Origin of the sequence: Vibrio sp. DW001, from assembly GCF_029016285.1 — a bacterium.
In the GTDB taxonomy this organism is placed as follows: domain Bacteria; phylum Pseudomonadota; class Gammaproteobacteria; order Enterobacterales; family Vibrionaceae; genus Vibrio.
The window spans coordinates 3,259,656-3,285,560 of sequence record NZ_CP091975.1; the positions used below are offsets into that span (position 1 = coordinate 3,259,656).

A 25,905-nucleotide genomic window follows, 5' to 3' on the forward strand; every position below is an offset into this window, starting at 1 on the left:
TGTTACGCCTCAATTAAATTTGGTAGAAATGAAGAGCCATATTGTGGCGGTTGAGCATTAAAAAAATCACAGGCGGTAGCGCCAATATCCGCGAGTGTTGTTCGTTCGCCCAAGTTTCGGTGATCTAATCCGGATTGATAAACGAGCAGTGGCACATACTCACGAGTGTGTTTGGAGTGCCCTATGTATGGGTCATTCCCGTGATCTGCCGTGACGATCAACAGATCATCGTCTGCCATGAGATTGATGATTTTACTTAATCCCAAGTCTGCCCGTTCTAATGTATGCCAATATAAATCTGGATTCTGTTTGTGCCCAGAAAGATCGGTTTCCTGAACATTAATACAGAAGAACCCCTGCGGATTATTTCGTATCTGCTTAAGACTTGTCGAGAAAACATCGTCAGTATCAACGATCTTGTCATGGCTTATGCCATGCGGATTTTGTACGATATCAGCCACTTTTCCGACAAGTGTCGTTTTGATATTTTGTTGATGAAGCATCTCTGGTGCTTGGACCAAATGATCGACACCATAGCCGAGATGAACGACCTGAAATCCATTGTCATAAGCGCCAGACTTGGGTGCATTGACACCTATACATTGCCCTTTAACTTCGATTGCATTGATCAAATTTTGGTTGGAATCTAAATAGCCACCAAACACCACATTTCTGGCAACATAGCTGTTATCTCTAACTACCTTACCCAATACTTGCAACGCTTCAAAGCTTATATGATTGAAATTAGCCGTCACGTTATAGACCTGCCCTAACTCTGCTTCCAAATTATCGCCAACCGCAACGCAACCATCAACAAGCAGAAGTTCAGCCCCCTCTCTAGCGATTCGTTCAACGACATATCCTTCACAGACGAGTGCTTTTTCAACCTGGTCAATGGCATTAAAAAAAGGCTTTACCAAAGGAGATTTCGGTTTTGTCCCCATTAATTCTTGATGGCCAGCGAAGGTGTCACAACCTTCGTGTTTTAGTTGGATTTTCCCTGTATTTGCACCTTGTGAGAATGGAATAGCTGAGCGACGACATTGAACAATATTATTGAGCCCTAGCTTACCCAATGTTGGCAACTTTTTTGTTGAAAAGGCAGACAACAGTTTATGTGCCGTATTCGCGCCAATATCTTGAGGTCTAGACGTTTTGACATCGGGCATCTCGCCAATACCAAACCCGTCAAGCACCACCACAATAAACCTACTCATTAATAGGATCTCCCAAAGCCGTGTAGCGTCCAATAATTTTAGGTGAACCCGTTTGGATACCATCAACAAGAACCACATCCGATCGCGTTACAAAGATTTGGGTTCTGAATGCCATGATGACCGGTGAACCAATAGCATGTTTTCCTGATAACTTCAGGTGGTAATCGATTGAGCTTGGTTCATCATTGGAGACCAAAACCTTCTCACCATTTACAAGTGCTTTATTTAAATGACCACGGCGATAATACCCACCAGCAAAACAGTAAGAGTTGTCAGCAAAGTGATGCGAAACCTCTGACAAATACAACATCGCTATTTTTTCTGGTTGAGAGCCGTCTGTATTTGCGGGAAACGTGCCTGTGAGTGCATGCCCTGGTTCGCCGTGAGTCCCGCCAAACTCATGAATCATTGGAAGCGTTTCACAGCACGTTGACGACGGCATGTTTAGTTGATTCAATGGAATAGAGTTGGGCCAGTTTTTTTTCACGCTAAGTAATGTTTTCAAATTATTGGTAGGCTTAACACTTTTACCATCATGTAAAAAGCAAGGAAAGTGAGTGATTCCTTCTATTATCAGTCCTCCCAGCTTGCTTAATTTAGCGAGAACATCAGGCATAGTTGACAATGAGAAGCCAGATTCTTGGTTGATGTAGAGCAGGTCATCCTTGTCATAAAATTTGACAAGAATACGCTGTTTAATATTTAGTTCACTCGCAATTTTCGAGATGGATTGCGCTTTTTCCAAGGAATACACGGTGATGACTTCGGGTTGAATGTCGCGAATGATTTCCCGCAACATACTTTCTGGTGGTTGGACAAGGTGACCAATATGGCTGATCTTGATTCCAGATTTATGAAGTACTCTTGCTTCTTTAAAATCGACGGCAACTACGCCTTCAAATCCCATATTCTCTAATAACTTAGCCAAGTACGGGTTCCGACCAAATTGTTTTGTCATGCAGTACAGTTTAATGCCCAACGCATCGGCTTTTTGCTTGATTTTTAAAGCATTATTTCTAAATTGTTCTACATCAATGATGTATGAATCGGGCAATAATTCGCCGTTAGCGTGCAAAGCAATAGCCGCATTAATTAACGAAGAATTTTGTTTTTCAAGGGCGTCTAAAAACATCAGTTACTTACCATTAATTCAATATTTTGAATATTTACAATGTAAAAAAAATAGGTACTTAATTTAATAAAATAGAATAGAGGTTGCTAAGAAAGAAGCTATTCTCCGATTCTGGTACATGAGATAACCCTGCTGCGTGACACAATTGGTTATTCATCTCGACAATAATAGGATATTTCTCATCAGTGAGTATTTCATCAAGAATATCCGCATCTAAACCAGCGCTGATAGCGTCTTCAGATCGAATTCGATCAACCGCTCTTGCGAAGTGCGTCATAGCCATTTGAATCTGTTCGCTAGAGGTGTCCACATCCCACTCTTTAACTAAGATGTTCACAGCCTGTAAGGTTGCATCATGTGCATATTGACTAATAACATTAGCGCCTAGCAGCATTGTCATTCTTTCGTTCATATTTACTCCATTAATAGCTGGGAATTAACTTGCCAGCTATTACTTTTTGTTGGTATTCAAGTAGTTCTTGTGTGTTGATTTGCATTGATATTAATTTTTCTAGATATTCGGATTTAGTATTAATGCAAATAGCCACTTCTGATGCTTGAGCACACTCTGGAATATCTAAAGTGATATGGGTGAGTCCCTTGGCCGATAAATCACTGATGTTAGAGGGGCACCAAATCGAGCCATCGATAAAACCGGTTTCTATCGCATTTAAACATTCGTTATACGGCACACTTATAACTTCAATTTCTTTGTCTTTAAAATAAGCATTGGTTAGCAATATTTGATCAGGCGAGTCACTATCGACCCCAATTCTCAACGGTTTATTATCATTTTGTGGCGCGTTTTCCTTAGTGATAAAAAGATGACGTTGAGTGTAACTTTCTGTCCCTAACGACAATACAATCTTTAGCTCTCTTTTGTCTTCTAAAGAGAGCGCTGAAAGCTTAGACATAATGGCCATTTGATAAGTCATGTTGGCTAAACACTCGGCTCTTACTCCAGCCCCTCTCATATGAGCGAAGTAAAATGGAAATGAAGTGATTTGTTTTTTTAATCCTCCAGCCAACCCTTCATAATGCTTGGTATAGGGTAATGGCATTGCACATACCACGTTGCCTATATCCGCAAGTTGGAGAAGTTTTTTATAATTCATTTGAGTAATGAACGTGCCATTCCTACCTTGTTTGTGTAGGAATACCGCTTCTTCTGATTCAATCAAATGAATAGCTTTTGTCGCGTAACCTACAGATACACCGTAAAGTTCGGCTAATGTGCTCACTTTCTCTAACCGATTACCTACTTCTTCTTTAAGTAAATGGCGTGCGATATTTCGTACCGCAGTGCCTTTCTTCATCAAAAACTTATCGCTCATATCCACAAATCATCACAAAATTGATGATTTATTCTAAGGTTTAATGTCTTCAGTGCAATAGCCAATGTTAGTAAGATTAGACGTACATCACATAATCTATATAATCCACTGAACCAATAAATATCAATACTCTTAAAATTCATGACGTTACAACCAACATTATGATGAGCCTCTCATTTATAATCAATTTTACTTCAAACAAGTCGTGCCTAGATGTATCTTTCTCTCATTCACGTCGTTTCTTCATCTTTAATCTTCATTATTTTGAATATTAAAGATGAAGAAACTCTGGTTAGAAAAATAACGAGTAAAATGAACATGCTAGGTTTTTCGTTCTATTCTGTTTTTGAATAGGGAAACGTCATCGTTTTCTTAAGTATGAAGGATCGTATAGTTGTGTAACGCATCGTGATTCTTAATCAATTAAATAAAGGGACAAATATGAAATTTGTAGTTGGTGGTCAAATCGAACGTGATGCTATCCGTAACGCGCTTGAGGGTTTAGTCCAAGGCACGGATATTACGATTGACGTTATGGGTGACATTGAAGCATCACAAGCCGTTAAAAACGGTCAAGCTGATTACTACTTTGGCGCATGTAATACTGGTGCTGGCGGTGCATTAGCGATGGCGATAGCGCTTATTGGTTTTAACAAATGTGGCACGGTAGGAATGCCGGGGAAAATTATTCCCACGGAAGAAATGACGAAAATGATATCGGACGGTGTCGTTGCTTTTGGCTTTACAGGTCAGGATATTGATGTTGTTTTGCCCATTTTGGTGCCAGCAATTCTTAAATTCAAGGAGTAAGTTATGGGTGTCTTAGAAGCTGCGATTGCAACGTACAGCATTCCAGCCATTATTCTGATGGGCGTTATTGGTGCGGTATCAGCAATGTTAGTAAACCGTGGCGTAGCCGTATTCCATGATGGTTTGCGTCCCGTCATGCCAGAATACATTGAAGGTCGTCTGTCTCGTAAAGCACTTGCTGCGACGAGTTTTGCATTAAGTTTTGGTTTAATTATTGGATTTGGTATTCCCTTTTCAATTGGTCTTCCGATCATCCTAGTGCACACTTTATTGTTAGGCACAGATATTATAGGTACAGCGTGTCCGGATTCTAAGAAAGGTTTTTATGCTTCAGCTGCTGTTGGCGCGATATATGGCATAGGTATTTTGCTTGGTCTGGAATCAATTGTCTCATTTTTCAACCAACTTCCAGTGAACTTTTTGGGCAACCTAGGTAAAGTAGGTTCATTAGTTGTTGTCACGTTTTCTCTTTTCCCTGCGGTGGTTGTCGCCTATCAGTATGGGTATAAAAAAGGCTTTATTACATTATTCGCGACTATTATTGCGTATGTTATTTTCCAAACCTACGGTTATCTAAGTAATGAAGGTATTGTTCGTATCGCTGACGTAGCCAAAGAATTAAAAGGCGGAATCTTTAAAGTTAGTGGCGATGGTATGGCGTTACTAATGGGTATGGGCATGATGTTCTACTACGCTATCACCGATAAAACGAATAAAGAAAACAATACGGGAGCAAATGCTGCACTCGTTGGCTTATTTTCTGAACGTATTCAGCGCATCAAAGATAACCGCTGGTACTTAGTCTTTAGTGGTGGTTTAACAGCTGTTGCAGCCACGGTTGGAATGCACCTTCTTGCTGAAGGTCCTGTTTCTATTCAATTGATGCAAGATGGTTTGAATGCAACTGATTCCGACGTCGCTTCAGCAGCCTTCCAAGCCGCACTTCTTGTATCATTGGCTCGCGCCATTAGCTTTGTACCATTAGTAGGTACAACGGCTATTACCACCGGTGTTTATAGCCCAGAAGGTATGAAATTCGTTTTCGTTGCAGGTATTGGATCCAGCATGTTCCTACCACCAGTGGTGGCTGAAATCGTCGCATTCTTCCTTGGTTGTATCATTATGTACGGTGAAATTGCCCTGCTTGAGCGTATTGCCCATGCACTTGATAAATTCCCTGCAGTTAAAGCGTGTGCAGATCATATTCGTACCGCCATTACTAAGATGCTTGAAATATCTTTACTTGCAGGCGGTATTATTGCTGGTAATGCTATTTACCCGGGTATCGGTGCAATGCTAATTATTGGCCTGTTCCTATTAAATAGCACTGCGAAGAAACCATTGGTTGCGATGGCAATTGGTCCTGTTGGTGTTATCTGTGTTGGTATTCTTGCTAACATCTTATATCTTTTCGGACTGTAACTTTCTTAAAAGCCCACAACTCTGTGGGCTTTTTTATGGCGAAATGTATGAATAATTTTACCTTGATGCACGAGCATATTCACCTTGATCTGTCAGCCGTTAAGAATGATTCAGATTGTTTACTTAACTGTTATGAACAAACCGTAAGAGAATTAAAAGATCTTAAAGAAAAAGGTGTTAACCGAATTGTTGAAGTGACGAACGTTGGTATTGGCAGAAATATTGAATATACCGAAAAAGTTCAACAGGAAACGGGGATAAACATTGTCTCTTGTACTGGTTTTTATAAGGAACCCTTTCTTCCAAAATGGGTACACTCTTGTTCAATAGAAGATCTATCTCGCTATATGACACAAGAAATTATTGAAGGCATTGACGGGACAAATAGAAAAGCGGATTTGATCGGTGAAATAGGCTCCAGCCTCAACCTTTTTACCGATACTGAGAAAAAAGTTTTTAGAGCTTCCGCAATCACATCAAAAGAAACAGGCGTCGTGATAACCACCCATACATCACTAGGCACGTTAGGTGATATTCAAATCGAAATTTTTAAAGATGAAGGCGTTGATTTAACTAACGTTATTATCGGTCATGTCGATTTATCTGGAGACATTGATTATATACGAAAGTTATTAGATTCTGGCGTAAATGTAGAATTTGATACCATTGGTAAAGTGTCCTATTTAAGCGACGAAATACGGGCTAAAATATTAAGTGATTTGGTCCATGAAGGCTATCAAGATCAAATTCTCATGTCGATGGATATTACTAGAAAATCACATATGAAAGAGTTTGGGGGTGTGGGTTATTGCTTCTTATTTGATAGCTTTATTCCCAAGTTATATGAACTAGGTGTGTCTGAAAAAAACATTGTTCAAATCTTAGAAAAAAATCCAAATAGATTAATAGGTGTCCAAGAATGAAAACATATCCGTTAGAGTCGATTGCTTTAGAACAGGCAAAGGAAAAACAATTCAAACTTGTTGATTGTATTGCTCAAGAATTTAATGGATCAGATTTCTTATCGATGGGTGACCTTGGTGTTGTCCCAGGTTTAAATCGACCTAAAATGACAAGCAAAATTGAAAAGGTCATCGCCAATTTTTTTGATGCAGAATCAGCCATGCTAGTACGTGGTGCAGGTACTGGCGCAATTCGTTCCTGTTTATTTGCTATGATCAAATCTGGAGGGACGATCTTAGTCCACGACGCTCCTATCTACCCAACGACAGAAGTCAATATTGAGGCCATGGGATTACATGTTGTACGCGCTGACTTTAATGATTTTGATAACCTTAAGAAGATGTTAGCGAGTACCGATATTGATCTTTGCCTTATTCAACATACGCGACAAAAACCAGATGACTCATACAACCTAGAGACCACGATTAAATTAGTAAATGAATATAATATTGAAACCTTGATTGACGACAACTATGCCGTAATGAAGGTCAATAATATAGGATCTGAATTAAACGCGACTGTCTCTACATTCAGTTCCTTTAAGTTGTTTGGCCCCCAAGGCGTCGGTGTTATTGTTGGTTCTAAGGATGTTATAGATAATGTACGCAGAGTTAACTACTCTGGTGGCTGCCAGGTTCAAGGTCATGAAGCGCAAGAAGTATTGAGAGGTTTGACATTTGCACCCGTGCAGCATGCAATACAATCAGAGGTCAATGAAGCGTTAGTTCAAATACTGAATACCGAACAGTACCCTTATGTGAAAACAGCATTTCTTGCTAATGCACAATCCAAAGTTCTTCTTGTTGAGTTCAATGAAAATATCGCTGAATTGGTAACACACGCGGCAGAAAAACTTGGGGGATTGCCTAATCCGGTTGGGGCTGAATCTAAGTATGAACTGCTCCCATTGTTCTATCGTGTCTCTGGCACTTTTATTAAATCTGACCCAACGTTAAAACAAAGAATGATCCGAATTAATCCTAATCGTGCGGGACATAATACGATTCTTCGCATCTTAGATGAAGCAGTCAACGCAATAAACTAATTGCAGGGAAGTACTAATCGAATAAGAAAGACACGGCGTTACCGCCACTTGATTTCTTGATCTATAACACTCTCGTTAAACTGATGACGTCAAATTAACGAGAGTGTCCAATATTATTTTTCAAATAGCCATTTCCATCAAACTCACTACCGCTGCCAGCTCTATATAACGTTTACAAAACTACTTTTGATCTTGAATTCCATGCCTTCATTGCCTATTTTCTCGTAACATTCCACTCAACACCAAAGGCAATAGCTCACTTAGAAGCAGCTTATTTTTGTTGTTTATAGTGGCAACTATAAGTAGTGTGAACCTGGTTCCCATCATTGATCAAGGAAAAGCATGCGTAAATCATTAAGAGACAAAGTCATAACCGTTTGCAACAAAAAAATAGAACAGAAAGGCGATGTGGTGGGCGTTTCATTTTATGCTTTCTTTGCCAATAAAAATGATGACCCCGAGTTACTTATGGAAGCGGCTACATGGTGGATTAAAACTCATAAACTAAACCATTTCGAAAAAGCCAAAAAAATCATTGCGATGGTTGAATCCGGTCAATAATGATCTTTGGTTTTCAATGCATGCATAATTCAATACAATACGTTTGATATTATTAGAAAAATTCAGAATCAGGAAGAAAATGAAACACAAACAAGGTTTCACACTCATAGAACTTGTCGTCGTGATTATCATACTCGGTATCCTAGCCGTTGTCGCCGCGCCAAGATTTTTAAATCTTCAAACTGAAGCACGAATAGCTAGCGTACAAGCGTTAACTGGTGCATTAAATTCAGGGGCCTCATTAGTTCATTCCAAAGCGGCGGTAGATGGTTTAGATACAGGCAATGCCGAGCTTGATGTAAACGATGACGGTACAGAAGATATTTCGTTGCGAGCAGGATACCCAAGAGTAAAATCAGATTGCGCGAATTTCATAGAAGACATGGGATATTGGGTTTCTCTCGATTTTAGCTTTACCTGTAATACCGACAACGATTCGGACTGGTATGGCTACGCGAGTCAGAATATATTCTACTTTCTACCGAGTGGGTTCTCTAGCATCGATGAACAGTGTTACGTGACATATACCACCGCTTCTGAATATGACAGCACTTCTGGAACGTGGATAGATACGAGTTCCGCCACTATTATATCCACTACTGATGGTTGCTAAACATTCACATACAAAAAAGCCAACAGATCAGAATCTATTGGCTTTTTAACGTTTAAAACAATATGAGATTAGTCGTTTCTGCCTTCGCGAGAATCAAAATGGTAATCAACATTTACGATAGCGCGATATGAGATTTCACCACGAACTTCAGAAAATTCTTCAATATTAACAACCGTGTCGTCAATTTTAAGATTAGTTACTTTGCTTTCTCCGATTGGTGCCAGTTTGAAATGCAATTCAGAATGGGATGCGGTTTCTAGTGCATCGACATAATCAAAACCTGCTTCATACGCAGCCGCTTTAGACTCAAAACCCGCTGTTAATAGGTTTGTTTCGCTATAAACCGTTTGATTGCCGGCAAATGCTGATGCGCTCATTAATACAGTTGCTGCTAAAATAGTTAAATTTTTCATCTTATTTACCCTCAAAGTGTCTGTTAAAAATGAGTGACTGCTTGTTGGGGTGAAAGCCCCTCCCACTCGGTGAAGCTATTACACACTATTTTTATGTGACGTTCATCACACAAAACCACCATTCATCATGGGCGAATTAGCATCAATAAAATGAAAGTTTTTCCGAATTCCATATTTGGTCAATAGGATACGCCATAAATAGGTGTAATAAAGTACGAACTTCCCAGCAATGGTATTGACCTTGTCAGCGTTTTTCGTCTCGCTATTTAGCCTCTACACGCTCTAAAATACGTTGTAACCTAGGCCGGCTTATCTTCAGTACCTCGCAGGCTTTGCCTTTATGACCATCGACGTCATCGAGTACTCTTTGTACATGATCTCGTTCGATTTCTTCCAAACTTAACGACCTAGAATGTTGTGTAGTTTCTGTTGTTTTCTCTACCTCTACACTGCGAATATCCTCGAACAATTCAACCGTTAAAATATCACCCGGACACAGTGCCACCGCTTTAGTAAGCGTATTCTCAAGTTCTCTTACATTACCTGGCCAATCATACTGTCGCAGCATATCCATTGCTTCAATGGCCACCTTAGACACCTTTGTTCCAAGCTCTTTATTTGCCCTTGCAAGTAAGCTCGGAATCAGCTCATCGAGATCTTCTCTTCTTTCTCGCAATGATGGTAAATGTACTCGAACGACCTGCAATCGGTAAAAAAGATCTTCTCTGAACTGCTTTTGACTTATCCTGGTCTCGAAATCAATATTGGTCGCCGAGATGATTCTCGCACTGGTTTTAACCGACTGTTTGCTACCAATTGGGATAAATTCTTTTTCTTGCAGTACTCTAAGCAGCTTAGCTTGAATAGTTGGTGATAGCTCCCCTACCTCATCGAGAAAAAGTGTCCCACCGTTGGCCATCTCGAACTTACCAATTTGATCAGAAAACGCCCCCGTAAATGCGCCTTTCTTGTGTCCAAACATCTCCGATTCCAACAGGCTCTCTACTAAAGCGGCACAGTTAAGAGCAACAAATGGCGCATCTTTCACTGTTCCTGCATTGTGCATGGCTCTGGCAACCATTTCTTTGCCTGTCCCTGATTCTCCGGTGATCATGACTGATGCATTAGTATGAGCAACTCTGCCGATGGTTTTATATATCTGTTTCATCGCATTCGATGAACCGACCATAGAGTTTCCGTAGGTATCTGGTATCAGTACGGCATTTTGATGACTTGATGCTTGATATTCAATCGCCACCGTTACCGCACTGTCCAATTCATCTATATCTATTGGTTTATGGATGTATTCATCCGCACCTTGTTGCATCGCTTCAATAGTACTATCCATATCGTGAAAAGCAGTAATCATTATCACTCTGGCGTTTCTGCAGCATTGTTTAAATTCTGGCAACCCTTCGAGTCCAGATTTACCTTCCATTCTTATATCGAGAATGATGACGTCTGGTTGAAACCGTTTTGCCATTGCAACACCTGCATCTACACAGTTTGCAACTTGGACATCAAACGATAAAGATTGGTAGTGGAGCTGGAGCGTACGGCTTATTCCATTATCATCATCAACAATTAACATCTTATTCATTGAATCGTATTTCCTTCGTTCGGCATCTGTTTTGGTGCCGTGGGTAACCGGACGCGGGTCATTGTGCCCATTGGGATAATCGGCGAAATCTGAATCTGACCTTCATGGCTATCTATTATTCTTTTTACTATTGAAAGCCCCAGTCCAGTTCCTTTTGCTTTCGTCGTAAAGAACGGTTCAAACACCTTATCAGACATACAAGGATCGATAGATTCACCATTATTTTCAATACTAATGATCAGCTCCGTGTTTGATTCTGTAATCAGGATATTAGACAGAACTTTGACCTTCCCCCCTTCAATACCCGTTGCGGCTTGGATAGAGTTTATCAATATATTTTGAATCGCTTGGCGCATTTTTATTGGATCGATATAGACCGTTGGTAAGTTCGGTAACAATGCTACGTCAATTGAAACACACGCCTCTTTTGCCAGTTTCTGTTGGCTCGCGACGGTCATATCAATTATTTTATTTATATCTAACCACAGTGGTTGAATCTGGTCTGGCCGAGAATAAGCGAGTAACTCTTCCAATATCGCTTCCATATACCTGACTTGCTCAAGAGATATTTCAAACATCTCATTTTTATTCTTTCTTTCTTGTATCTGAAGTATCATTTTTATTGAGCTAAGTGGGTTTCTCAGGTCATGCGCTATCATATTTACCACTTTGCCAATTTCTGCTAATTTCTCGTGTTGGATACGTTCATTGGTCTGCCTCTCAACCTCTTTAGCCAACCGCTTCTCTTCTGTTATGTCTTGCTTAACAGCAACATAATATAGCGTTCTATTCTCGATATCTTTTACCGGAGATATACGAGCGCGCTCCCAGAACAGGTCACCATTTTTTTTCCGGTTGTGGAATTCACCACGCCACTCTTTACCCGCTTTTAATATCGACCATAGATTATTGTATTCGTTTGATTCCATTTCACCCGATTGCAGAAATCTGGGTGCTCTTCCCATCACCTCCTCTCTACTGTATCCAGAAAGCTCACAAAAAACCGGATTCACGTAAACGATACGTCCCTCCAAATCTGTGATCATGACTGAACTTTGACTACTTTCTACCGCATGACTAAGTTGTTGCAACTGATCCTGCGCCATTTTCTGCTCAGTAACATCTTCACCTAGAAGCGTTAAGGTTACCGCTTTCTCTTTAGATTCAGTAAAGGTTGATGTCCAAGAAACCAGATGAACCTCACCAGATTTACTTAATACCACGCTTTCACTTTGAGGTTGATGCGTTTGCTGACGAATAGTTTCGTCCAATGCCTCTTGAGCTTGAGATTGTAACTCATCCGGGATAAACCGTTTTATCCATGAGTGTCCTATGACCTCGGTTCTTTGATAACCGACTAAAGATAAAAAATAATCATTACAAAAAGTAATGATTCCCGACCGATTGATGCTAACAGCCGCTAATTGAATGTTCTCCAGAGTATGCCGGAATTGCTGCTCATACTGTTGTTGATAAGTTAAATAGCGGGTTTGAACTCGATATCGACTAAAGATGAACGCCACAATACCCACAACAACAAAGAAAACCGTATAAATAAACGTATATTTTTCACCAAATGCCACTCGAGAGAGATTAAATCGACTCTCTGGAAACTCGGAAATAATCGTCCACTTACCATTATTCGGTGCCAGTACTTGTGCAAAAGTATAAAAGTTTTCGTGGTCTAATAATTGCCCTTTATCTAAGGTGCTTAGTTGGTCAAGTACACGAGATGGGATGTCATTTTTTGTATCGATGGCATAACTCACATCCCCACTGTCCGTTGGGTGAATAACCGCAACACCTTGGGGATTGAATAGATAAACGTGATTAATAAAACTCGGCGCGACGGTAAACAGTTTATTGATTAATTGTGTACCTTTATAATTAAGAATAATCACCCCAATCCGACGACCTTTGGCTGTAAATACAGGTGTTCCAACTCGAATCGTAGGGTTTAAGGGCTTTTGAATTACCCCACCCTCTACGTTCAGATCCATAGGCGAGATATACACCTGCCCCTTCGCTAACTGATTAGAGTATTGCCAGTAATATCGATGTGCTTTGTTTTGCAGTTCCTTGGAGCCGACAATGGAAATATCGCCATTGATATTATTTACTCGAAGACGCTCCCATCCGTCAATGTCCACATAGCGTATCTGGTCATAGTTTTGGTTGTTTGTGCTCATTTGAATAAAATATTGTTCTAGATCCTGCAAGGGATCTGGGTGTCTAGAAACGATCTGACTAGACACATAAGAGAGATTTTTTGCATCAGCTGACATGCGTGTCAGCGTTTCACCTAACACCTCTTCGATTAAATCGACGATGACTCTTTCATTATGTAGCGCATACTGCTCATCATTATCGATACTAAGAATATAATGAGTACTCATCACGATGGCTAAGGCCAGATAAGCAGGCAATAACCACAACAGCAATTCCGTCGTAAAAACTCGTTTTCCTGGAAGAATGTTCTCGTTTTCCATAAGAATCGCTATTTACTTTTTATTAACAAGAATAACAATATAAACCAAGTTACAACAAATCGTCTGTGCGTTTCATCGTACAAAAACAAAATGATACGTACAGACCCTAGTCATTTACTCCATCAGAGCGCCCATAAGTTTAATTGCATTTGGTTGATGATGATCTCTGAGTGAGAGTAAGCGATTCGCTAAAATATCAATCGCGTCTGCATTACATTCCTCTTTTGACAATACAAATTCCGCAGCTTTAAGGCACGCCTCATCATTTATGGCCACCTCTATCAACCTGGTGAGCGAAATGTCTACTTTATTGCTATTGAGTGCGGCAAGTTTAAGAGCCTGCTTTTTCACTCCAGAAGAAGGATCCATTAGGCATTTATTGATCACGAATGAAACGGCTTCTCTCTGATTTTGTTTCACCTTGGACATATGAGCTTCCAAAGAAGTGAGGCTACAGAGACGAACGTGTTCATTCTTGTCTGTCAAAGCGTAAAGCAGTAATGGAATCGCTTTGCTTGCAGGCATATTTGCCAGCAAACTAATGGCGGATTGCTTGGTTAAGTCATCACCATGATAGACACTGTTCCCTGCGGCTCCTAACCCATTGTTGACTTCTTTACTCTCTGGGCGCGCCATTTTAATACGTTTAAGCGACTGAAATATTTCTCTTAACTCATTGGGCTGTGCACCAAGAACCGAGACAACAAGCCATTGAGCGCTTTCTTCCGAATGTGATAACCCTAAAGATTTAAGTGCCAATATTTTATTTGATAACGAAGGCAACTTAGCAATTTTTCGACGATTCAAATCAAGCTTCTCTGCACTATCAAAATTATCTTTGACCAACTGTGCATACTCTTCTAATTCAGAATCCAACCCTTCAACCATTTCAACAATGCGTTGCTGCTGCTCTGGTTCATCTTTATCCGGGGTGAGTTCTGACTCTATATTGGCTTGCTGAATGGCCCCCAACGTAGAGTTTGGTGTGTTCACGACATTGAGTGGCGTATCAATTTTTGCTTCGTATTGACTCAGCAATGACGCCAACTCTACTTCAGATGGTGCTTCTTCTTTCACAACACCATCAGAAACATTTTCCTCTTCGCTAACATCAAGTTCATCGGGCGATTCGACAACCTCAACGTCAATTGGATTAGCGTAAGCATCGACACCAAATAGCGCAGTTTTGATTAACTGTTTACAAGCAGGGTATTCGGAACCAGCAAGTGCGTCATAAGCCGCTTGCCTAATACTCACGTTGTATTGGCATTCTAGCGTCTGTTCATCTATCCGTGTGATGTAGTTTTGCAGCACGGTCAATAACGACTTTTCGTAGCCGCCTATTTTTGAGGCTTGACGAATCAATGCGGTTAAAGAGGCCGTCTCTGATTCGCTTGATTTCATTGCATTTTTGTACAGTTCGAGTAGCGTTTCTGTTTGCGCATCGGTGAGTGTTGATACCAGTAAAAGGTTGGTAATATTAAGCAGTGAATGTGATGTCGAAACCACTAATAATTCTAACACTCTATAGGTGTTTTCTTCTGTTAATGCACCAGAGTTACTTAGTAACTCAAACAAAAGTGGTCTAGCGTTTATTTCAGCACGTTCTATATAGTTTATCAGTCTGTCTTGGTCTATATCTGACGCTAAACTAAATTGAGTCAAGGCAAGGGTTGCGGCTTTCTGAACGCTAAAATCACTGTCTTGTAAACAGTTAACAATGTCCCAGAAATACTCGCTTGCTGCTTTTTGAGCAATACCTTCTATCGAAAGCTTTCTTATCGCCGCGTCTTCCGAGCGTAGTTGCTTAAACAAAAAAACGGTGGCAATAGGCTCTTCACTAAATGTCAGCGACTTGACTAATTTTCGTTTAGAAGCGGAAGAGGACGTTGAAAGCTGGTCAATAACCCAACTAACATCATGACGTACGATGCCTTGATACAGTTTTGACTCAAGCTCAGGTTCTGGATCTAAATCGAGTATTTGCTTAAATGTTGCTACAAACTCTGGTTTACTATATTTGGCTAAACTAGCTACCGCCTTTAGTTGAATGTCCCACCAGTCGTCCCAATCACTATTGCTTCCCCAACTATCTTCAGCCGCACGACCTGTAGCCAGATCGATAAACAATGCTTCTACTTTCGGGTTCTCAATCATATTCTCTAAAGCATCCATTGCCGCGAGTCTTGCATCTGCCTCTGGGTGTAACGTGGCGACTTCGATTAATCGTATTACGTCGCCAATCGATAACCTTGCAAGGGTTGTTGCACTGTCAACCACCACGTCTGGGTCTTCGTGATAAAGATTATCGTTTAATACAGCTTCCACAAGCGGCAATGTGTCTGGCGTCAACGCGTTAGGGCTTAAGGCTCTTGCGCTATAACATCGTTGCGCTTCATCACCACTATTTAGCAACTCAACAAGCGTGCTAATTGGCGTAATATTTTTGTTTTTTGGCATGTCGACGGTAGGACAGTGTGTTTCAGTTACTTGCATCAGTGAATCCTTGCTGTACAGAGTAACCAACACAGTAAGCATTAAGCATGCCGGAACATTTTATTCTTTTATTACAGAGAGTTAATACAAAGTAATCCTGCTCAGTTATTCAAGAACCGAATATATTTAACGTTTCGTTAAGAACCATCGATAAAAATTCAACGAAACGTTAAATTTTTGCCAATGAGATCTACATCCCAAACATAAGTATCCCATTGTAAACATTGCATTTTATTCTCATAAAAAAGTTGGCTCAAATTATGCTCATACAGCTGCGAAGATAATTAAAAATACTCGTAGTGATAATTTAATCATATACGGAACTAGCTGGAAGCTAAGGAGCATAACAATGAGAAAAATGCTAATCCTTGCTGCAACTGTCAGTATCTCCTGTTCTGTATGGAGCCAAACCGATGAAACACAGTTTGGCTCTCTACCTGAACTCAAAATAGATACTGCAAAAGCAGAACTTGGAAAACGCCTATTCTTTGATAATCGATTGTCTGGTAATACCGCCCTTTCTTGCGCGTCTTGTCATGTGCCTGAAAATGGCTATGCACATCCAGATGCTCTAGGGCCTGCTTACACAGGCAGCAAAGGATTTAGAAACATCCCTACACTTATTAACACCGTCTACAAAAAATCTTGGTTCCATGATGGTCGAATTGGCACCAACTTAAATGATGTCACCCGTGAGAACATCACCGAAGATTGGTTAATGAATATGGACATGCGATTGATGCAAGAGCGTCTTAAGCAGGATCCTATCTATGTGGCAATGTTTAAAGATGCTGGTTATGGTGAACCGTCAAATGGTTCTGTCCGTAAAGCCATTCCGGAGTACTTAAAGACTCTGACATCAAATCGTACCTCTTTTGATCAATCTAAGCTGAACACTTCAGCAAAATCAGGTTTTGAACTGTTTGCAGGAAAAGCAGGCTGCTCATCTTGTCACAATGGTCCATTGTTTAGTGATGGCAAGCCTTACAACACTGGTGTACCTGAAAACCTCGATATATTCCGAGACCCAATGCGTCATCAAACTTTTATTGCCTTCAATATGTTTATGGGTACCGAGAATTACATGAACCTGAAGCGTGATGTCGGTGCTTATGTGCAAACGCACAAAGTGGATGGCAGCGATATGGGGAAATTTATGACCCCTACATTACGCGAGTTGAAACAAACCGCACCATATATGCACAACGGCATGATAGCGACCCTCCAAGAGGTCGTCGCATTCTACAATCAGGGTGGTGGCGAGGATTCAAATAAGGACTCCCGCATCAAGCCTCTTAATCTGACTGATCAGGAACAGAAAGACCTAGTCGCGTTTTTGGAATCCCTTTCAAGCGAACCTTTAACAACCGGTGCGCACGTATGGAAAGCCAATGACTACGACTACAAGTTGATTTCTGACTGGCGCAACGTGAAAAATTAGGAGGACGAGATGAAAACACAATCAATCACCTTGTCTGCTCTAGCTTTAGTCGTGCTCACTATGACCGCACTTCCCGCTAGCGCAAATCAAGCAGCAGCGAAAGCTGATAAACAAGAAGTCACAAAAGCGGATGAAATAGCCGCCTCTCTTCCTCCTGTTACATTAAATGGGAAGCAATATCCGGCATTGGCTCCTTTAGGAGCGGTACCGACACCAAAGGACAATCCGACAACCCCAGAGAAAGTGACTTTAGGATATCAGCTTTTTTTTGATGGCCGTTTAGGGGGAGATACCTCAACACCCTGTTCTGCATGCCACAACCCCGCTCTCGGCTGGGATTTTCCTACTGACTTGTCATTAGGTTATCCGGGTACTGTTCACTGGAGAAACAGCCAAACCATCATCAACTCGGCCTATTACCAAAAGCTCTTCTGGGCAGGATCTTCTAAGTCACTTGAAGGGCAAGCAAAAAGTGCCGCGAAAGGTGGAGTAGCAGGCAACGGTGAAGACGATTTAATGGAGGCTAGATTAGCGTTAGTACCTGAGTATGTGAAACAGTTTAATACCGTATTTGGTGATAACTATCCAAAGGTAAGTAACGCATGGAAAGCCGTGGCTGCATTTGAGCGTACCTTAGTACAAACGGATACACCGTTAGACAATTATCTTTTAGGCGATAAAAATTCACTTTCTAAAATTCAGCTAAACGGTAAAGCTCTATTTGAAGGTAAAGCCCAATGTATTGCTTGCCATAACGGTGCTCTCGCATCTGATCAGAAAAATTATAACGTTGGGGTACCCACTAACCTTCGCTGGGAAAGTGATCCGTTGGCTCAGATTACCTTCCGTTATGAACTCTATGCGAAAGGTTCTAACGAGAAAATGTACCGTGAGACGAAAGCCGATCCTGGTGTTTACTTTCGAGGTAAACGCAAAGAGATGAAAGGTAAGTTCCGTACACCTAGCATTCGTTATACCAAATATAGCGCACCTTATATGCACAACGGTACGATTGCTACTTTGGCCGATGTAGTGGACTTTTATGACCGTGGGGGGGTAGCAAAAGATGGCCGAACGACTGACTTCCTTCAGACCAAGAGCCCACTCATTAAACCATTGGGTTTAACCAAGGAAGAAAAAGCCGAGCTCCTTGCATTTCTCGATGCATTCTCTGGTGACCGAATCACAATGGATTATCCAAAGATCCCTGAATATCAACCTCTATTCACAGAGAAAGAGTTGATGGAGGTGAAAAAATGAGTGTACTTAACAAAACTGAGGCTCAGGGAAAGAGCAATGAGAGCGCCAACGAGCATAACAAATGCATGATGTCTCGTCGTGATTTCCTAATCTATAGCGGTGCAACAGCAGGTACGGCAAGTGTTATGTCATTAACGCTGTTTCCTGGTACTGCTCAAGCTAAAAAAACACAAGCACGGGTTGTCGGTTACCCAAGGCAACTATTAGGCAAACTTAGTGACCTTAAAAACAACAAACCAATCTATTTTAATTACCCGGACAATGGACCAAATTCTCAAGGTATTTTGGTGAAGATGGGCGTTCCCGCGGGGGGTGGTCTTGGGCCGAAACAGGACGTCGTTGGTTTTTCTCTCATGTGTACTCACCAAGGTGGTCCATTAAATGGCCAATATAAAGTGGTTGGCGAACATAGAGTACTCGGCCAATGCCCTTTCCATTTATCAACTTTCGATATGCGTCGCCACGGCATTATTGTCTCAGGTCAAGCATACGAAAGCCTTCCACAGGTTCTACTCGAGTTGGATGGAGATGAAATCTACGCGGTAGGCATTATGGGTCTGTTATTTGGACGAACAGAAAATCTTATCGCGATGCAGGAGGCGTAATCATGACGACTAATTTTTATATCCCGGAAGATCACGCACCATTACCACCGAAAGACGCTGAAGTCATCACTACGGCTTGCGACTATTGTATTGTTGCATGTGGGTACAAGGTTTATCGCTGGCCATTGGAACAAATGAATGGCGGCATGAACGCCGACGAAAATGCTTTTGGCATTAATTTTCCAAGTGCCCCTCTACAAGCTTGGGTCGCCCCGGCTCAACATAATGTTGTGATGCATGAAGGTAAGCCTCATAACATTATTGTTGTTCCCGATAAAGACACCAAAGCGGTAAACAAAAATGGTGACTCTTCTATGCGCGGTGGTCTATTGGCTCAAAAGCTATATAACCCATCGACAGGAACACGTGACCGCTTGACTCAACCTCTCGTTCGTATCGGGGGGACCTTACAGCCTGTACCGTGGGACTTCGCACTCGATATTGCCGCCGAAGTAGGAAAGCATGTCATTGATACTCATGGCTCAAATGCCTACGGCGTCAAAACATATTCTTATCAGTACATTGAGAATACCTATGCCATCACTAAGTATGCGCTAAGGCATGTCAATACCGCTAATTTCACCTTCCATGACACACCATCGGATGTTACCTCTACCCCGGGTTTTCGTGATGCGGGTTTCGATAATTTTGGACCAAGTTACGATGATTGGGGTGCAGCCGATACGTTAATGATCTGTGGCACCGACCCTTACGAAACAAAAACCATCATCTTCACACAGTACATTATGCCAGCGGTACAACGCGGCATGAAAACCGTGATACTAAATCCTCGTGAAACGGCAGGAATTGCTTGGCTGAAAAAACAGGGTGGCTTACACATCGACGTCAATCCTGGTTCGGATAATCTTGTTGTCGGAGCCATTCTCCGCGTGATTTTGGAGAATGGTTGGGAAGATAGCGAGTGGATTCAGAACTGGGTAAACAACAAGTGGGAATCGAGCTCTGGCTTTGGTCAAGGTACACGTAACACGCCGTGGCAATGGAGGACAACGTGGGGCAAATTCCAAACCGACGGCTTCGAAGGTTACAAAAAATGGAACCTAGAACAGAAAGAATATGACCCAATATACGCGGCTGGCATGGCAGGAGTAGATGTAGATAAGATCTACAAAGCTGCAGAAATGCTCGCCAAGCCAGTCAATGGAGTAAGGCCAAAAGCCTCTATCGGTATAGAAAAAGGCTTCTACTGGTCAAACAATACCGGTAATACCAACGCTATTTCTTCTCTGGCTACCGTTATTGGTACAGGTGGACGTGAAGGCCGAGTCATCGGTCGATTTGGTGGCCACCAGCGTGGTGGACAATCTGGTGGCAAGTTACCGCGGAATAAATCACCTGAGAAAGTGCCTGGCAGACGTCGTCGTGCTATCGACACTGACCGCTACACCTACTCTGGTCATACACGCTTTGCACATGTTATTGGTACAACATGGATTCAAGCAATGTGTGGTAGCCAAGGTCTTCAGAAGAAGTTTTGGGAGCTAACGATCGCTAACCCGCATCAGGTTTACTCTCATGACAAACAAGAGATCATCGATACTCTGAAAAAACGAGCCGATTCTGGTGGCATGGTAGTGATCAACCAAGATATCTATCTTCGAGATCCCATCGGCGCTAAATTTGCCGATATTGTATTTCCAGCGGCGACTTGGGGCGAAGTTGACTTTATGCGCGCCAATGGCGAGCGCCGTCTTCGTCTTTATCAAAAGTTTTCAGATGCACCAGGGCATGCGAAGCCAGATTGGTGGATCATATCTCAGCTCGCCACGCGAATGGGATACGACGGCTTTGATTGGAATAACTCAAACGATGTAGCTGAAGAAGCTTCTCGCTTTAGCCGTGGTAGTCGTAAAGATTTTCATATGATCAAAGTTGCCGCTCATGTTGAGGGAAAAACCTTACATGAGAAACTACGTGAATACGGAACGGACGGAATCCAAGGACCCGTTTTCTACAACTATGATACGAAAGAACTTGTTGGTACAAAGCGGCTGCATGATACCGAGATGTCGATGGAATCTTTAGCAGAAAAAGGCTTAACCAATGGTCCTCAAGGTGCCAATGTACTGAAAAAACAGTTAACTGCTTTCAACAGTCAAACTGGTAAAGTGAACCTACAGAAACACCCTTGGGATCTGTTTAGCGACTTCTACGCTTGGTTACAGCCAAAAGAAGAAGAACTTTGGTTCTCAAACGGACGGATCAATGAGATCTGGCAGTCCGGCTTCGATGATGTGGAAAGGCGTGCATATGTGATGCAGCGTTGGCCTGAAAATTGGGTTGAAATTCATCCTGACGATGCAGCAAAACGTGGTATTGAGTCTGGCGATCAGGTGATGATGTATTCAAACCGAGTCGCAAACTTTAAAGACACGATTCTTGGTGTTCATGGCGATGATTTCCAGTTTAGTAAACTGATGGAAAATGGCCATATCAAGCTTGATAAAGCCGCCGTAACTGCCGTAGCAATCGTAACCCCCGCCGTGAAGAAAGGCGTGTTATACGCCAATATGATTGACATGCGTCAACCGTCAAATGCTTTGACAACGCGTGTTGTCGACCAAATTAGTGGCAACTACAACTATAAAATGGGCGTCGCTAACATTAAGAAACTAGGAGAATCTAAGTACAAGAGTGAGTTCCGCGCATTCTCATTTGCACCACGAAATATTGTGTAGGGCGACTGACACCGACGAGTAAATTCGTCGACACATCACCAACGATGTACCGCGTCACCGTCACCCTCTAAGAACGTAAGGGGGGACGGTGACACGACTAGATATGATGAGTCGCGAATAATTAATTTCAATCTCCTTGCCTCTCTACGCTCAAGGAATTCAATAAAAGGACGTATTTATGTTTAAAAGCAGTGCGCTATTGTGTGCAGGCTTACTACTTGGTTTTGCCTCTACGGCTGTTGTTGCCGGTGATATTGAAGCTGGAAAAGCAAAATCGGCAACCTGTTTAGCGTGTCATGGTGCGAACGGTATTTCGGTCGTTGACCTTTATCCAAACCTTGCTGGACAAAAGAAAGCCTACTTGGTGAAGCAGATCAAAGCGTTTAAGAGTGGGAATCGTAAAGACCCGACGATGACAGCGATGGTTGCTGCACTCAACGATGTGGATATAGAGAATCTAGCGGAATACTATTCCAGTATAAAATAACATCAAATGACAGGAAGTGTTCAGTATGAGCTCTTCCTGTTTTTCATTAAGAGCATTCTAATTTCACACTTGGAAGGATTTCATTTAGATATAACCCAATTAAATATGATAGCATTCTATAAGATAAGTCATATATTAAAAGAATTATGGATCAGCAATCAGAAGCACAAAGAAGACAATACTTTCGTCTTAGGTACCCAAAAAGCGAGCGACCAAGAGCACATATTCTTGATCGGGATTTTCGCATCTGTGAAATATCTGAGCAAGGAACACGTATTCTGTTTACTAATTCACACCCTGTCTCACGTGGTGTCATCATTAAGGGAACCATACGCTTTCATGATGGCGTTGAGATTCCTATTGAAGGACGCGTTTTAAGACTTGATGATAACGAATTAATTGCTAATCTTACAAAAGGTCCCGATCTAAAACGTATGACAGCAGAACAAATTTACCTTCGTAAAAAGTATCCCGGACTATTTTCTAAAACAAAAGATTTTTCTTTTGTAAGATAATCTTAGTTTCCTCGGTCTGCTGTAATAATTAAACTATTTAGATTACTTCCTGAGACCGCGAAATTGATCTTATATAGATGAATTACATGGCTGAAAAATTAATGTCATACACTGTTCATCTATATCTAACCTTCAAGTCGCATAAATGAAACCTAGTATTCATAAAATCTCAGAAAGTTAACCCGTATTTTGAGGTAATTATGCAAGCAGTCCAGCAACTAACAAGCCCATTTCGTCTTCCACGTAAAACCCCTTTTGGTCTGGGTGAGTCTCTTGCTGAGTGGGCCACAGGATTAAGTACATTAAACAAAATTTATGCTCAACGCCCTGTCGGTTGTAATACTCAAGAGTTTTTGCGTTTCGCACTCGACGAGCTCGGTATTGATTACAAAGTGATGCGAGGTTCGCTCAGTAATGTACCGTCGTCCGGTGCTACTGTGGTCGTTGCAAACCATCCTTTAGGTTGCGTGGAAGGGGTCATATTGGCCGAGTTGCTACTCTCAATACGTAATGATGTTCAAGTCCTTGCCAACCAATACCTTAAAACCGTTCCCGAACTAGACGAACTATTTATAGGCGTCGACGTTTTTGAAACACAAGACGCAAAACGTTCCAATATGCGAGCACTTCGCTCGGCCAATAAGCATCTCGCCAATGGCGGATTATTACTGATGTTCCCGGCGGGTGAAGTTTCCCAATTGGTTGATAGTAAAAAAGGCAAGCTTGAAGACAAAGAGTGGAGTCGTTCTGTTAGCTCACTTATACGGAAAAACAGAGCCGTTACTGTACCCATGTTTATTAATGGGCAAAACTCCAAGCGTTTCTATATGGCAGGTAAAATCCACCCTTTGCTGAGAACATTGATGTTAGGTAGAGAACTTCTGAACAAAAAAGAAGAGGTCATCGCCATCGCAATAGGCGATGTTATCAAGTACAAAGAAGTGAATAACCTTGATGACAAAAAGTTAGTTAATTATCTCAGGCTCAACACTTACTTGTTAAATAGAAACATTCAGTCTAAGACTGAACCAGCACCCGACTTAAATGGAAGCATGCCTGTCGCCGATGCTTTACCTTACGAAGCGATTCAATTGGATTTAAATAATCTGCCAGAAGAAGCACACCTGCTTACCAACAAGGAATTTGACGTTTACTGTACCAGAGCACAAAACATTCCTAGCTTAATGCACGAAATAGGGCGACTACGTGAGCTGAATTTTCGTCAAGTAGGAGAAGGTACTGGTTTAGAACTTGATCTGGATAAGTTTGATGAAAAATACCTCCAACTTTTTGTCTGGGACAGGGAACAGCGCCGACTTGTTGGGGCATATCGCTTAGGCTTGGTTGATGAAGTCACTCTTCACAAGGGCGTCGATGGTCTTTATTCCACAACCCTATTCCATTATGACCAACGATTTTTGGACAGAATGAATAACGGAAAGGCGATAGAAATGGGGCGTTCTGTTATTGCTCAAGAGTATCAACGAAGCATGAGTGCACTTCTTCTGCTTTGGAAAGGTATTGCTACGTACGTTCAACGTAACCCTCAGTATACTCACTTGTTCGGACCCGTTAGTATCAGTAATGACTACAGCCATGAAACACGTCAGTTATTGGCAGAAACCATGACGCTGCATCATTATGATATCGAAAGTGCGAAATGCGTAAAGGCATCTAACCCTTTAAAGAACCAAGGGTCCACCTGGAATACAAGTTTGCTTACTGCGCTTGGTGATCTACAACTGCTTTCACGAGTTATTGCACGTATGGATGCAGGCAAAGGCGTACCCGTCTTACTGAGGCAGTATTTGGGTCTAAATGGTAAATTGGTATGCTTTAATGTTGATCCCGCCTTCAACGACGCACTTGATGGGCTTATTGTGGTCGATCTGCGTAAAGTGCCGAAGAAAACCTTAGGCCGTTATATGGGCTTTAATGAAAGTGAACACTACCTCTCTTCACATGGTGTCAACGTAGAATGATCTAATCTCGTCATCCCCACCAACACAACGTGTGGGGATTAACCTATTATTCCGTTCTTTAATCATTACTTATTTCTACGAATGCATGGTTGAACTTGGTGCCATATTTTGTATATTCATAATCTGAATCACTGAATCGGCATTGTATTTAGTCAAAATTCGCGTTTTATAGGTACTGACGGTCTTAGAGCTTAGTGACAACCGCTCTGAAATCTTCTGATTCGAATAACCTTTCACTAAATAGCTAAAGACAACCGATTCTCGCTTTGAGAGTGTCACCGTTTCTTTCGCTTGGTTAAGATCCTCTTTAAAAACTGAATACCCTTTAGACACTGCCAAAATCGCATCTTTAATAGTCTCTGTACTTTCTGTTTTTGAAATAAATCCGTTCGCGCCGACCAATTTTGCCGTTTGACTCACCATTGAATGATCATTATTGGAGATAAAAAGCACTTTACCAAAGAAGTCTCCCGCTTTAGCTCGTCGTACAAAATCAAAACTGCTCGATGTTTTTAATTCTGTATCGAGAATAATACCGTCGATCTCGTTTTCTCTGACGATCTGCATTCCACGTTGTGCATTGTCCGAGACAAACACGTTAATCTGTTGAAATGTTTTTTCAACCAAAGTAGTTAACGCTTCACAGACCAATGGGGAGGTTCCCATAATTAAAATATTTTTCGAGTTCATATTATCTTCTCTCTATTATTTATAGTTTGAGAAATCCATGCTCACTCAGCTCCTATAGGGACAATGTACGGTATAATCTTGGGAATGTCTGGAAGGTCATTCTTTCCAAAAAGGAAAGTAGGATAAAGGGG

At 41.5% G+C, this 25,905-nt stretch carries 22 protein-coding genes; 13 read left to right on the plus strand and 9 right to left on the minus strand.

All coding sequences use genetic code 11. The features are described from left to right. Positions 1–2: 2 nt before the first annotated feature. Genes L3V77_RS14880 through yhfZ form a run of 4 tightly spaced genes read right to left on the minus strand, consistent with a single transcriptional unit; the run spans position 3 to position 3,683 of the window. Positions 3–1,217: a phosphopentomutase gene (locus tag L3V77_RS14880; RefSeq protein WP_275134824.1), complete on the minus strand. Its 1,215-nt coding sequence runs from the start codon at positions 1,215–1,217 to the stop codon at positions 3–5. Continuing rightward, positions 1,210–2,349 carry a YhfX family PLP-dependent enzyme gene (locus L3V77_RS14885; RefSeq protein ID WP_275134825.1) on the minus strand — a complete coding sequence of 380 codons (1,140 nt, stop codon included), beginning with the start codon at positions 2,347–2,349 and terminating at the stop codon, positions 1,210–1,212. Before L3V77_RS14885 ends, L3V77_RS14880 begins: the two co-directional genes overlap by 8 nt. 58 nt (positions 2,350–2,407) lie before the next feature. Further along, positions 2,408–2,761 carry a hypothetical protein gene (locus L3V77_RS14890; protein WP_275134826.1) on the minus strand — a complete coding sequence of 118 codons (354 nt, stop codon included), beginning with the start codon at positions 2,759–2,761 and terminating at the stop codon, positions 2,408–2,410. 10 nt (positions 2,762–2,771) lie between these two features. After that, positions 2,772–3,683 (minus strand): GntR family transcriptional regulator YhfZ, encoded by a 912-nt coding sequence (gene yhfZ / locus L3V77_RS14895; RefSeq protein ID WP_275134827.1) that lies wholly within the window; start codon positions 3,681–3,683, stop codon positions 2,772–2,774. 441 nt (positions 3,684–4,124) lie between these two features. Here yhfZ and L3V77_RS14900 point away from each other — a divergent pair, with 441 nt between their 5' ends. The 6 genes from L3V77_RS14900 to L3V77_RS14925 all read left to right on the plus strand — a co-directional run bounded on the left by L3V77_RS14900 (position 4,125) and on the right by L3V77_RS14925 (position 9,097). After that, positions 4,125–4,493, plus strand: a complete 369-nt coding sequence (locus tag L3V77_RS14900; RefSeq protein WP_275134828.1) for a DUF2620 domain-containing protein — start codon at positions 4,125–4,127, stop codon at positions 4,491–4,493. Positions 4,494–4,496: 3 nt separating this feature from the next. Then, positions 4,497–5,915: a YhfT family protein gene (locus L3V77_RS14905; protein WP_275134829.1), complete on the plus strand. Its 1,419-nt coding sequence runs from the start codon at positions 4,497–4,499 to the stop codon at positions 5,913–5,915. A 47-nt stretch (positions 5,916–5,962) separates the two neighbouring features. Further along, entirely contained in the window at positions 5,963–6,838 is an 876-nt protein-coding gene (locus L3V77_RS14910; RefSeq protein WP_275134830.1) for a phosphotriesterase-related protein, read from the plus strand. Next, the gene (locus tag L3V77_RS14915) at positions 6,835–7,923 is read left to right on the plus strand and encodes an aminotransferase class I/II-fold pyridoxal phosphate-dependent enzyme (RefSeq protein WP_275134831.1); all 1,089 of its coding nucleotides are present in this window, start codon (positions 6,835–6,837) and stop codon (positions 7,921–7,923) included. Before L3V77_RS14910 ends, L3V77_RS14915 begins: the two co-directional genes overlap by 4 nt. Before the next feature lie 342 nt (positions 7,924–8,265). After that, positions 8,266–8,484 (plus strand): DUF6500 family protein, encoded by a 219-nt coding sequence (locus L3V77_RS14920; RefSeq protein WP_275134832.1) that lies wholly within the window; start codon positions 8,266–8,268, stop codon positions 8,482–8,484. A gap of 79 nt (positions 8,485–8,563) precedes the next feature. After that, positions 8,564–9,097: a type II secretion system protein gene (locus L3V77_RS14925; protein ID WP_275134833.1), complete on the plus strand. Its 534-nt coding sequence runs from the start codon at positions 8,564–8,566 to the stop codon at positions 9,095–9,097. Between the two features lie 68 nt (positions 9,098–9,165). On the opposite strand, the gene L3V77_RS14930 is transcribed toward L3V77_RS14925, so the two are convergent. The 4 genes from L3V77_RS14930 to L3V77_RS14945 all read right to left on the minus strand — a co-directional run bounded on the left by L3V77_RS14930 (position 9,166) and on the right by L3V77_RS14945 (position 16,095). Then, positions 9,166–9,510: a DUF3316 domain-containing protein gene (locus L3V77_RS14930; RefSeq protein WP_275134834.1), complete on the minus strand. Its 345-nt coding sequence runs from the start codon at positions 9,508–9,510 to the stop codon at positions 9,166–9,168. A 262-nt stretch (positions 9,511–9,772) separates the two neighbouring features. Beyond that, positions 9,773–11,110: a sigma-54 dependent transcriptional regulator gene (locus L3V77_RS14935; protein WP_275134835.1), complete on the minus strand. Its 1,338-nt coding sequence runs from the start codon at positions 11,108–11,110 to the stop codon at positions 9,773–9,775. Beyond that, complete coding sequence (locus tag L3V77_RS14940) at positions 11,107–13,599, minus strand: PAS domain S-box protein (protein ID WP_275134836.1); 2,493 nt, start codon at positions 13,597–13,599, stop codon at positions 11,107–11,109. Before L3V77_RS14940 ends, L3V77_RS14935 begins: the two co-directional genes overlap by 4 nt. 114 nt (positions 13,600–13,713) lie before the next feature. Further along, positions 13,714–16,095 carry a hypothetical protein gene (locus tag L3V77_RS14945; RefSeq protein WP_275134837.1) on the minus strand — a complete coding sequence of 794 codons (2,382 nt, stop codon included), beginning with the start codon at positions 16,093–16,095 and terminating at the stop codon, positions 13,714–13,716. 349 nt (positions 16,096–16,444) lie between these two features. Here L3V77_RS14945 and L3V77_RS14950 point away from each other — a divergent pair, with 349 nt between their 5' ends. The 7 genes from L3V77_RS14950 to L3V77_RS14980 all read left to right on the plus strand — a co-directional run bounded on the left by L3V77_RS14950 (position 16,445) and on the right by L3V77_RS14980 (position 25,084). Beyond that, complete coding sequence (locus L3V77_RS14950) at positions 16,445–17,536, plus strand: cytochrome c peroxidase (RefSeq protein WP_275134838.1); 1,092 nt, start codon at positions 16,445–16,447, stop codon at positions 17,534–17,536. 9 nt (positions 17,537–17,545) lie between these two features. Continuing rightward, a complete protein-coding gene (locus L3V77_RS14955) occupies positions 17,546–18,796 on the plus strand; it encodes a cytochrome c peroxidase (RefSeq protein WP_275134839.1) in 1,251 nt (416 codons plus the stop codon). Next, positions 18,793–19,401 (plus strand): arsenate reductase (azurin) small subunit, encoded by a 609-nt coding sequence (locus L3V77_RS14960; RefSeq protein ID WP_275134840.1) that lies wholly within the window; start codon positions 18,793–18,795, stop codon positions 19,399–19,401. Before L3V77_RS14955 ends, L3V77_RS14960 begins: the two co-directional genes overlap by 4 nt. Before the next feature lie 2 nt (positions 19,402–19,403). Continuing rightward, positions 19,404–22,100: a molybdopterin-dependent oxidoreductase gene (locus L3V77_RS14965; RefSeq protein ID WP_275134841.1), complete on the plus strand. Its 2,697-nt coding sequence runs from the start codon at positions 19,404–19,406 to the stop codon at positions 22,098–22,100. 178 nt (positions 22,101–22,278) lie between these two features. Then, on the plus strand, positions 22,279–22,587 hold the full coding sequence (locus L3V77_RS14970; RefSeq protein WP_275134842.1) for a cytochrome c: 309 nt from the start codon (positions 22,279–22,281) through the stop codon (positions 22,585–22,587). Positions 22,588–22,733: 146 nt separating this feature from the next. Further along, positions 22,734–23,102: a PilZ domain-containing protein gene (locus L3V77_RS14975; protein ID WP_275134843.1), complete on the plus strand. Its 369-nt coding sequence runs from the start codon at positions 22,734–22,736 to the stop codon at positions 23,100–23,102. 200 nt (positions 23,103–23,302) lie between these two features. Next, on the plus strand, positions 23,303–25,084 hold the full coding sequence (locus L3V77_RS14980) for a lysophospholipid acyltransferase family protein (RefSeq protein WP_275134844.1): 1,782 nt from the start codon (positions 23,303–23,305) through the stop codon (positions 25,082–25,084). Between the two features lie 75 nt (positions 25,085–25,159). Here the strand turns inward: L3V77_RS14980 and L3V77_RS14985 are convergent, their stop codons facing one another. After that, positions 25,160–25,774, minus strand: a complete 615-nt coding sequence (locus L3V77_RS14985) for a response regulator transcription factor (protein WP_275134845.1) — start codon at positions 25,772–25,774, stop codon at positions 25,160–25,162. Between the last annotated feature and the right edge of the window lie 131 nt (positions 25,775–25,905).

Bases quoted from the DNA above. Each gene is read 5' to 3' on its own strand.
- L3V77_RS14880 (WP_275134824.1), bottom strand. From the start codon at position 1,217: ATGAGTAGGTTTATTGTGGTGGTGCTTGACGGGTTTGGTATTGGCGAG.
- L3V77_RS14885 (WP_275134825.1), bottom strand. From the start codon at position 2,349: ATGTTTTTAGACGCCCTTGAAAAACAAAATTCTTCGTTAATTAATGCG.
- L3V77_RS14890 (WP_275134826.1), bottom strand. From the start codon at position 2,761: ATGAACGAAAGAATGACAATGCTGCTAGGCGCTAATGTTATTAGTCAA.
- yhfZ (WP_275134827.1), bottom strand. From the start codon at position 3,683: ATGAGCGATAAGTTTTTGATGAAGAAAGGCACTGCGGTACGAAATATC.
- L3V77_RS14900 (WP_275134828.1), top strand. From the start codon at position 4,125: ATGAAATTTGTAGTTGGTGGTCAAATCGAACGTGATGCTATCCGTAAC.
- L3V77_RS14905 (WP_275134829.1), top strand. From the start codon at position 4,497: ATGGGTGTCTTAGAAGCTGCGATTGCAACGTACAGCATTCCAGCCATT.
- L3V77_RS14910 (WP_275134830.1), top strand. From the start codon at position 5,963: ATGAATAATTTTACCTTGATGCACGAGCATATTCACCTTGATCTGTCA.
- L3V77_RS14915 (WP_275134831.1), top strand. From the start codon at position 6,835: ATGAAAACATATCCGTTAGAGTCGATTGCTTTAGAACAGGCAAAGGAA.
- L3V77_RS14920 (WP_275134832.1), top strand. From the start codon at position 8,266: ATGCGTAAATCATTAAGAGACAAAGTCATAACCGTTTGCAACAAAAAA.
- L3V77_RS14925 (WP_275134833.1), top strand. From the start codon at position 8,564: ATGAAACACAAACAAGGTTTCACACTCATAGAACTTGTCGTCGTGATT.
- L3V77_RS14930 (WP_275134834.1), bottom strand. From the start codon at position 9,510: ATGAAAAATTTAACTATTTTAGCAGCAACTGTATTAATGAGCGCATCA.
- L3V77_RS14935 (WP_275134835.1), bottom strand. From the start codon at position 11,110: ATGAATAAGATGTTAATTGTTGATGATGATAATGGAATAAGCCGTACG.
- L3V77_RS14940 (WP_275134836.1), bottom strand. From the start codon at position 13,599: ATGGAAAACGAGAACATTCTTCCAGGAAAACGAGTTTTTACGACGGAA.
- L3V77_RS14945 (WP_275134837.1), bottom strand. From the start codon at position 16,095: ATGCAAGTAACTGAAACACACTGTCCTACCGTCGACATGCCAAAAAAC.
- L3V77_RS14950 (WP_275134838.1), top strand. From the start codon at position 16,445: ATGAGAAAAATGCTAATCCTTGCTGCAACTGTCAGTATCTCCTGTTCT.
- L3V77_RS14955 (WP_275134839.1), top strand. From the start codon at position 17,546: ATGAAAACACAATCAATCACCTTGTCTGCTCTAGCTTTAGTCGTGCTC.
- L3V77_RS14960 (WP_275134840.1), top strand. From the start codon at position 18,793: ATGAGTGTACTTAACAAAACTGAGGCTCAGGGAAAGAGCAATGAGAGC.
- L3V77_RS14965 (WP_275134841.1), top strand. From the start codon at position 19,404: ATGACGACTAATTTTTATATCCCGGAAGATCACGCACCATTACCACCG.
- L3V77_RS14970 (WP_275134842.1), top strand. From the start codon at position 22,279: ATGTTTAAAAGCAGTGCGCTATTGTGTGCAGGCTTACTACTTGGTTTT.
- L3V77_RS14975 (WP_275134843.1), top strand. From the start codon at position 22,734: ATGGATCAGCAATCAGAAGCACAAAGAAGACAATACTTTCGTCTTAGG.
- L3V77_RS14980 (WP_275134844.1), top strand. From the start codon at position 23,303: ATGCAAGCAGTCCAGCAACTAACAAGCCCATTTCGTCTTCCACGTAAA.
- L3V77_RS14985 (WP_275134845.1), bottom strand. From the start codon at position 25,774: ATGAACTCGAAAAATATTTTAATTATGGGAACCTCCCCATTGGTCTGT.